General features: G+C 50.6%; 6 protein-coding genes. 1 reads left to right on the top strand and 5 read right to left on the bottom strand.

The window, feature by feature from the left end; genetic code table 11:
- The 3 genes from ACTG33_RS15195 to ahpC form a co-directional block, all read right to left on the bottom strand.
- The coding region (locus ACTG33_RS15195; protein WP_439136072.1) for a ligand-binding sensor domain-containing protein at positions 1–468 on the bottom strand (468 nt) is incomplete at its 3' end.
- Between the two features lie 449 nt (positions 469–917).
- Positions 918–2,525, bottom strand: a complete 1,608-nt coding sequence (gene ahpF / locus ACTG33_RS15190) for an alkyl hydroperoxide reductase subunit F (RefSeq protein WP_439136071.1) — start codon at positions 2,523–2,525, stop codon at positions 918–920.
- Between the two features lie 108 nt (positions 2,526–2,633).
- A complete protein-coding gene (ahpC, locus tag ACTG33_RS15185) occupies positions 2,634–3,203 on the bottom strand; it encodes an alkyl hydroperoxide reductase subunit C (RefSeq protein WP_439136070.1) in 570 nt (189 codons plus the stop codon).
- Positions 3,204–3,714: 511 nt separating this feature from the next.
- Between ahpC and ACTG33_RS15180 the strand changes: the two genes are divergently transcribed.
- Entirely contained in the window at positions 3,715–4,956 is a 1,242-nt protein-coding gene (locus ACTG33_RS15180; protein WP_439136069.1) for a TetR/AcrR family transcriptional regulator, read from the top strand.
- A gap of 70 nt (positions 4,957–5,026) precedes the next feature.
- Here the strand turns inward: ACTG33_RS15180 and ACTG33_RS15175 are convergent, their stop codons facing one another.
- Positions 5,027–6,295, bottom strand: coding sequence for an MFS transporter (locus tag ACTG33_RS15175; protein ID WP_439136068.1), 1,269 nt, complete (start codon positions 6,293–6,295; stop codon positions 5,027–5,029).
- Positions 6,295–6,789, bottom strand: a 495-nt coding sequence (locus tag ACTG33_RS15170; RefSeq protein WP_439136067.1) for an MFS transporter, incomplete at its 5' end; no start/stop codon positions are given. The genes ACTG33_RS15170 and ACTG33_RS15175, both read right to left, overlap by 1 nt.

Raw genomic sequence — 6,789 nt, 5'->3', positions numbered from 1 at the left:
ATTATTATAGGCCGTGTATTGACCTGTTTTCTTGTCATAATATTGCAGCCCCTTATCCTCGGTCGCTAACCACAAGCCTCCCTTACGACTGTGCTGAATATCCACAACGACCTTAGGCACAGCAGAATAATTGCCTTCTGTGGACGACAACTGTGAAACATCTGATTGGGGGAAGCTGGCATAATCACCATTAGCGAGCCTCTGAACCAAACCTCCACCCTGCGTTCCCAACCACAGACTGTCGCCATCGCGCAGCATGCTCCAAATAAAGCTGCTGGGCATACCATCCTGAGTATAATATTTGCGAAACCCGTAACCGTCGAAACGGTTAAGACCATTTCGGGTTCCGAACCACATAAAGCCGGTACTATCCTGCTCTACTGAAAAGACTGTGCTTTGGCTGAGGCCATCTTTCAGGGTGATTTGCTCCAAGGCATGATTTTCAACAGCTTGAGCTGACCCCGTCATCGTAATGGCACACAACAACAAAACTCCCGACCAGACCGCTCGACTGAAGCCAGGAATAAATAGTCTCTTTATATTTAGCTTAAAAGCAGCTTTCCCGTTCAAACTCATCCCTTCATTCCCTAACGCTACCTCTATTCCTTACCGCGATTAGCATTCCTGGCCGCTTTCAAATTCGACGAAGCTTAGTCAAAAAATGGCGCGATTATCCACATTCAAAGAGCTACCATACCAAATATTTCAACGAATATCCCTCTGATTTATTCACTGAACTTGCTCTGGTCAACCATTGAAAAATGACTCCCGCCCCCTTGCACTGAAGAACAGATACAACTTTAAAAGCACTATAGAAGCACCTTAGAAGTAACAGGCGCCATATCCAAAAAACCCTGCATCTGTCGAAAGATGCAGGGGCAAAAGAAACGGTCTAGAAAGTGGTATGGGGAAATCTGTCAGGCGGCTTGCTCCTGCCCCGCAGAGACATCAACCTCTTCTTCAGCAGGCAAGCGAATCAAATGATCAAACGCAGATAAAGCCGCTGTCGCACCTGAGCCCATGGAGATAATGATCTGCTTGTAGGCGCAATCTGTCACATCACCGGCAGCAAAGACACCAGGGACACTGGTCTCGCCACGACTGTCGACAATCACTTCACCGCGCTCATTTAGATCCACCACACCTTTCAGCCAATCGGTATTAGGCACCAGACCGATTTGGACAAAGATACCCGCCAATTCGACCGATTTTTCTGCGCCTGTTGCGCGATCGGTGTAGTTCAAACCGGTCACTCGCTGGCCATCGCCCAGCACTTCTGTGCTCATGGCTTCGGTGATGATGTCAATGTTATTCATGGAGCGTGCCTTACGCTGCAGGACGTCATCGGCCCGCAAAGTATCCGCAAATTCCAGTACGGTGACATGCTCCACGATACCCGCCAAATCAATAGCCGCCTCGATACCGGAGTTACCACCGCCGATCACCGCCACCTTCTTGCCTTTAAAGAGAGGGCCATCGCAGTGCGGGCAGTAGGCTACTCCTTTGCCGCGGTATTCCTGTTCACCGGGCACATTCATTTCTCTCCAGCGTGCACCGGTTGCCAGGATGACGGATTTGGATTTTAAGGTAGCGCCGTTTTCCAAGGTGACGTCGACCACGCCATCAGTTTTTCGTAACTCGACGGCTTTCTGGGTTTTCATCACGTCCACATCGTAGTCCATAACGTGCTGTTCCAAATTGGCCACCAGTTTGGGTCCTTCGGTTGCCGAGACAGAGATGAAGTTCTCAATCGCAACTGTGTCCATCACCTGACCGCCAAAGCGCTCGGCGATGACCCCGGTACGGGTGCCTTTGCGTGCAGAGTAGATGGCTGCCGAAGCACCTGCTGGACCACCGCCCACGATCAGAACTTCATAGGGATCTTTTTCCGCCAGTGCTGCTGCCTGACGCTCTCCCGCATTGCTATCCACTTTGTTCAGGATTTCATCCAACGTCATACGGCCTGAACCAAACGGCTCGCCATTCAGGTACACCGAAGGCACCGCCATAATATTGCGCTCAGCCACTTCCGCCTGAAACAGCGCACCATCAATCATGGTGTTGCGTACGTTGGGATTCAGTACAGCGGTCAGATTCAACGCCTGCACAACATCAGGACAGTTTTGGCAACTGAGGGAAATGTAGGTTTCAAAGGTGAACTCTCCTTCCAACTCAGTAATCTGAGCCAATTGCTCTGCACTGGCCCTGGATGGGTGACCGCCCGCTTGCAGCAACGCCAATACCAGTGAGGTAAATTCGTGTCCCATGGGTAGACCGGCGAATTCAACACGCGCCTCCTCCCCCTGTGGGGCAATTGCCAACAATGGTGCCCGGACCACATTTCCAGCGTCGGCCTTGTCATTGATCGTTAAAGAAATCTTTTCAGACAAGCCAGCAATATCTTCTGCCAGTGCCACCATTTCCTGAGATTTGGGGCTATCGTCTGTGGACACAGTAATGTGAATCGGTTTAACCAGATTGTTTAAGTAAGCGTCCAATTGTTGTTTGAGGGTATTGTCTAACATGCTGTTACTCCATATTCCGTCTGATCGTTGATTACTGTGCCGTTAGAACGGCCCCCGCTACGGGGGGCCTTGCATCGGCTAATCTAAGTACAAGCCAATAATCAACAGTTAGATTTTGCCAACCAGATCCAGGGAAGGAGCCAAGGTCTCTTCACCCTCTTTCCACTTGGCCGGGCAAACTTCACCAGGGTTAGCAGCAACATACTGTGCCGCTTTGATCTTGCGCAGCAGTTCGCCTGCGTCGCGACCAATACCACCGGCATTAATTTCTACGATCTGAATTTTGCCTTCTGGATCGATGACAAAAGTACCGCGCTCCGCCAGACCATCTTCTTCAATCATCACCTCAAAGTTGCGGGTGATCTGACCGGTTGGATCTCCGATCATTGGGTACTGAATTTTGCCAATGGTGTCGGACGAGTCGTGCCAGGCTTTGTGAGTGAAGTGGGTATCGGTGGATACGGAGTACACTTCAACACCACGCTGTTGCAGCTCGGCGTAGTTGTCCGCCAGATCACCCAGTTCAGTCGGACAAACAAACGTAAAGTCAGCTGGGTAGAAGAACACCACAGACCACTTGCCTTTCAGATCAGCATCGCTAACGCTGATAAAGTCGCCATTGTGGTAAGCCGTAGCGTTAAAAGGTTTAACTTCAGTATTGATAAGAGAGCGAGACATAGTATTTTCCTTACAGTTAATGATCGGGTTGTTGAGTCCTGTGAACCGTTGAATTCACAAATCTCGTTGACGGGATCTATAGTAGGAAAACAGCCTCGATTGTTAAAATCGTTACTGCCGACCGTTTTAATAGGATTGACCTATAAGAGATCGGGCACTGAAATTACCTGAGTGAACGCAGAAAGGGTGGCTATAGAGAAAGGAGATCGAAGAAAGGTCAGTGCAGAAAAAGGATCGTAGTAAAGGGAAACGTAGAAAAGGATACGTAGAAAAAAGGAGCTTACAAAAAGCAATCTAAGAAAGGTTTTGCCTCGCCTGATAGGCGAGGCAGGGGAATCTCGGGAAGGCTAGTCACTAATAGGACTCGTGAAATCACATAAACGGTTCATAAATTACACAATTCAATCCTGAGCGTTTACAATCTCTATCAAATTTTCTGAGCTGCAGCCGGCTCGCAGAGACTTTTCAACCAGCAAACCCGACAAGTAACTCAAGAGACACTGTCACTATTATGACCAGCCCTTCTGTCAAAAACACAGCTTCCGGCAAAACCACTCAGAAGTTTCATAAAAAACGTGAACTCATCCTGGACGCTGCAGCAGAACTTATCAATCAGGTGGGCATCAAGGGCATGACCTTCGTCGAAGTGGCGAAGCTGGTAGGCCTGAACACCACCAGCGTCACCTATTACTTCAAGCGTAAAGAGCAGCTGGCCGCTGCCGCGCTGGAACGCTCCCTCACAGCACTTGAAGGTCTCATCGAACAAGCCAGCCAGGCTCCCGATCCTCGAGCCAGGGTCAAGCTATTCATTCAGGTTCACTGCGAACTTCGCGCAGATATTCGCCTGAGAAGAACCTCACCGCTGGCAGCCCTGACAGACCTAAGAGCCCTGGAAGATCCTCATCAAACGCAATTGCTTTCCCGCTATTACAAACTCTTTGACGGTGTTGAAGCCTTTTTCCCCAAACCCAAAAACGCACAGGATCAATTCCTCTACTCCGCACGCGCTCATATTCTGCTGAACACCATGCTATGGTTACCCGCCTGGTCGGTGCCCTACTCGATTAGCGATTTCCCCCGGGTACAACAGCGCTTGTTCGAACTATTTGAACAAGGCCTGTTACCAGAGAATCAACAAGTCTGGCAGCCGCAACTGCTGACTCAGAACGAAGCTGAACTCGACAGTGGTCAGGATGGCATCCCTGATCAGTTTTTACGGGCTGCCACCAGTCTGATCAATGAACTGGGTTATCGTGGCGCTTCGGTAGAGCGTATCTCCTCCGAGCTCAATGTCACCAAAGGCAGCTTCTACCATCACCTCCCCACAAAAGATGATTTGGTTCGCGAGTGCTTTCGCCACAGCTACCACCGCATCACGCTGATTCAGCGCGACGCCTCTGCCATCAAGGGCAATTACTGGCACAAGCTGTCATCTGTATTGGCCACTTTGCTGAACATTCAGCTCAGCTCGGAATTTCCTCTGCTGAAACCCACCGCCTGGCAACCACTCCCCAGAGAACTGCGAACCGATATTCAACTGCGCACCGATCGCTATGCCCAGCGATTTTCCAGTTTTCTGATTGACGGAATCACCGATGGTAGCCTGCGCCCTATTGACCCACTACTCACCGCCCAAGTCATTATCTACATGCTTAACGCCGCCTACGATCTGCGCCAACATCTTAATGAACTGAGCCCCGAACAGGCCGTTGAGCTTTACGCCTCCGCCCTTACCCGAGGCCTGTTTTATTAACCCATTTAGAAATACTTTATTTCTACTGTCAGAACCTTAACAATCACTTCAAACCAAAAGTACATTGCCGTCATTCTGATTTGGAATGCCGGGGATCACACACCCAAAATACCAGCACGAGAAATGACAAACCAAGACACAACATTGAAACCACAAATACAGGCACCAGCCCTGTAACTGATGCCGCCAACCCGCCCAGCAAAGGCCCCACCACAGCCATCGCCGTTTCCGCAGAGGATGACAAGGCCAGACGCATCGGCACATCCTCTCTCTCGCCAAACTCCAGCACCATGGTTGTGGTACTCATTAAGTACCCGGACAGAGCCGCCCCAAGCCCGACAAATCCCAATAAGAACTGCCAACGAGCGTCGGCCATCAAAATACACAACAAGGCCAGAAACCATATCGCCACTGACCACATAAGCACCAACCTGAAACCACAGCGATCCCCCAGTCTTCCCCAGAGCAAATTTGAGAGCGTATCAGCACCCAGAAACGCCAGCGACAGCAGACCGAGCGCCTTACCATCCAACGCCATGACCTGACCGGCATAGACAATACAAAATGGTACCGCTATTCGACCCGCAGCAGCCAGGATCTGGGCGATCAAAAAATTACGGTAACTGGTGTTTTGTAACAAACCTGGAAACTGGCGCACTCTGCGTCGCAGGGATATGCGCCCACGAACCGAAGGCAATTCAGGCTCCCGTAACAGCACACACAACATCAGTAAACCCAGGCTGGTAAGAATTAAAGCCAACAGAAAGGTTGTACCGAAGCCATTACCCCACATATTGGTATCGATGACAGACACACCCGCCCAATAGGCCAGCACAGCCGCCACCGCACCACCCGCGAGGTTACGCCAGGCCTGCAAACTTCCCCGCCTCTCAATAGGAACGACCTTGGCCATCAAAAACTGAAAAATGACCCGCTGAGCCCCATTAAAAAAGCCCAGTAAAAACAAGATGGCAAACGTAGCCCACAACAGGGGCCGCTCCACCAACCACCAACCCACCAATGCCAGCGCCAAAATCTGTACACGCATCATTACACCGACAAATACTGCTGTGGGTAACACTCGAGTACGATGCTCAATCCACGATGCGCCCATGACTGGGGAAAACACGGCACCAACTTGCAACAACGCCATCCCCAGTCCCACTAAAAAAGGTGAACCACTCAACAAGTACAGATAGGCTGGAACAATGGTCGGTGCATAGATAAGCCGAAAACCGGTCATCCCCAGCATGCCGTGGACAAAATTAGCGAGGTAATTTCTTTTCAGATTATCCTGAACGAAATCCGCGTACTGCGCTTCGCGATCCACCTCTGCCATCAGCGCTGCTCTTCCCGAAGTCTGAGTTCCGCCACATTCGCCTCATGACTGGCCCGGTCGATGCGATAATAAGCCAGCATACTGGCCCCAACGATATACAACACCGTGATAGATGGAATATAGATCAACACCAGGCTTCGAATAATTGCGGGATCCAGCTCGCCAGGACTGGCGCCCTCCGGCATATTTACAGCAGCTAACAATAAACCTGCAACCAGCACTCCCAAACCGGACACGCATTTCTGCATAAAACTGTTAGCCGCATAAAAAAGACCTTCGGCGCGCCGTCCGGTACGAAGACTGCTTTCATCGATGACATCTCCAATCATAGCGTGCACCAGCGTCGCGGACGCAATGCCACTGGTTGCGTATACCGCCTGTAAACCAAACAGTGCCGGCAGCAACCACGGGTCATCATTTTCAAAAAACCATCCAGACAGTCGCAAAACATAAGGCGTAACTGCCACCAGCACCGCTACTACTGCCAACCAGAA

Origin of the sequence: Pseudomaricurvus sp. (genome assembly GCF_965662505.1) — a bacterium.
Classification (GTDB): domain Bacteria; phylum Pseudomonadota; class Gammaproteobacteria; order Pseudomonadales; family Cellvibrionaceae; genus Pseudomaricurvus.
This window is presented reverse-complemented; position numbering and strand designations above follow the sequence as displayed.

Bases quoted from the DNA above. Each gene is read 5' to 3' on its own strand.
- ahpF (WP_439136071.1), bottom strand. From the start codon at position 2,525: ATGTTAGACAATACCCTCAAACAACAATTGGACGCTTACTTAAACAAT.
- ahpC (WP_439136070.1), bottom strand. From the start codon at position 3,203: ATGTCTCGCTCTCTTATCAATACTGAAGTTAAACCTTTTAACGCTACG.
- ACTG33_RS15180 (WP_439136069.1), top strand. From the start codon at position 3,715: ATGACCAGCCCTTCTGTCAAAAACACAGCTTCCGGCAAAACCACTCAG.
- ACTG33_RS15175 (WP_439136068.1), bottom strand. From the start codon at position 6,295: ATGGCAGAGGTGGATCGCGAAGCGCAGTACGCGGATTTCGTTCAGGAT.